This window comes from Tahibacter caeni, from assembly GCF_024609805.1.
Lineage (GTDB): Bacteria > Pseudomonadota > Gammaproteobacteria > Xanthomonadales > Rhodanobacteraceae > Tahibacter > Tahibacter caeni.
Map to the genome: position 1 here is coordinate 1 of NZ_JANFVR010000583.1, position 1,659 is coordinate 1,659.

The following is a 1,659-nucleotide window of genomic DNA, read 5'->3' on the forward strand; positions in this document are numbered from 1 at the left end:
CTCGACCGGCAATGCGCTCGTCGAAGTCGACACGTTGCGCCGCGTCGCGCTCGCGCGCTACCGCGCCGGCGATCTGCGCGGCGTGCAGCAGCGCCTGGCGCAGGCGGCGGCCGTGGCCGAGTCCGCCGGCGATCGCGTCGAGCGCCGCCGCATCGACCTGCTGCTGTTGCAGCAGGACACGTTGCGCCTGGATTTCACGGCACTGGAGGCGCGACTGAAGCTGCTCGACGCCGAACCGCAACAGGGCGCGACGGCATATCTGGTCGGCCTCAATCGCGCGCGACTCGCGTTCCTGCGCGGCGAATTCGACGCCGCGCTGCAAACCCTCGACGACACCGAGAGCCGCCTGCGCGCCGCTGCCGGCAGCCTGCCGCAGGGCATGGCGTCGCTGAGCTGCCTGCGCGCGAGCGTACGCATCGTGCAGGGACGTCCGGCCGACGCGCGTACGGAATTCCGCGCCTGCCGCGCGGCCGGTCTGCCTGCCCTCGATCATTTCTCCGACATCGGCGAAGCCGAGCTCGCGATCCAGGCCGGCGACATCGGCGAGGCGCGCCGCCTGCTCGCGCCGATGGACGCCGTGCCGCAGGACACACACGCACAGGTCGACCGCTGGCATCTCGCGATGGAAGTCGCGCCGCTGCTCGCGCGCATCGGCGATTTCGACGCGGCCGGCAAGCTCGTCGACCGCACCCTGCCGGCGGTGCACGTATCCGGCTATCGCATGATCGAAACCAATCTGCGCATCACGCGTGCGGAGATCGCGCTGGCCACCGGCCGCCGCGGCGACGCCGAGCGCGAGATCGCCGAAGCCGAGAAGATGCTGCCCGCCGACTATTGGTATGAGCGCCGGCGCGCGCGCACCGTACGCGCACTGATCGCACAGGCGCGCGGCGACGTCGGCGCCGCGGCACAGACGCTCGACGCGCTGCACGCGGACACGCGCGCCCACGGCGACGTGCTCGGCGAACTGCTCGTGCACAGCCTCATGGATGCGAACGTCGCCGCCTCGCACTGCCCCGACGAGCGCCGCCTGCAACTGCTCGCCGCGAGCGGCATGCGCGGCGCGTCGGACCTCTGGATGAACCCCGCCGGCCGCGCCCGCGCACGACTCGTCAGCGCGGCTTCGCCGTGAGATGAGAGCAGCGTCGACGCCGATGGCGGCGCGACGACGACGATCGCGCGGCAGGCCGTGTTGCGGTTCGCCTGCGGCTCGTCGGGAAACCGAACCACCGCCGCACAGGTCATCCTCACCGGTTGCACCCGCGCAAGTTGCGGCGGCGCCGAATGCGGCGATGCGCAGTAGGTTGCGCTGGGCACGACGACGCGTTGCCGATTGCGCCGAACACAGTGACGCGCCTGGGTGCGCCGGGCGCGGCGATGCGCGACGTCGCGGTGCGTCGATGACGACGCGCGATGTTCCGCGCCGGACGACTTTCTTCCGGCGGCGTCGGAAGGGCGGAGAAAAGAAACCCCGCCGGCGTACCGGCGGGGTTTCCCGACCGTCGAATCGACGGCTCAGCGGATCAGCGATCCGCGGCTCAGAACGTGATCGACCAGCTGTCGATCCGGCCGGTGTCGCCGGCGGCGTTGTCGTTGACGCGCAGGATCCACGTGCCGTTGAGCGGCTCGCTCGACAGGTTCAGGGTCACCGTCTTGTTG

At 71.4% G+C, this 1,659-nt stretch carries 2 protein-coding genes; one reads left to right on the forward strand and one right to left on the reverse strand.

Translation table 11 applies throughout. The features are described 5' to 3' along the window. Positions 1-1,132 (forward strand): tetratricopeptide repeat protein (locus NON22_RS23995; protein ID WP_257389503.1); only part of this gene is annotated, 1,132 nt, incomplete at its 5' end. Positions 1,133-1,538: 406 nt separating this feature from the next. On the opposite strand, the gene NON22_RS25050 is transcribed toward NON22_RS23995, so the two are convergent. After that, positions 1,539-1,649 (reverse strand): proprotein convertase P-domain-containing protein, encoded by a 111-nt coding sequence (locus tag NON22_RS25050; RefSeq protein WP_425508031.1) that lies wholly within the window; start codon positions 1,647-1,649, stop codon positions 1,539-1,541. Positions 1,650-1,659: the final 10 nt, after the last annotated feature.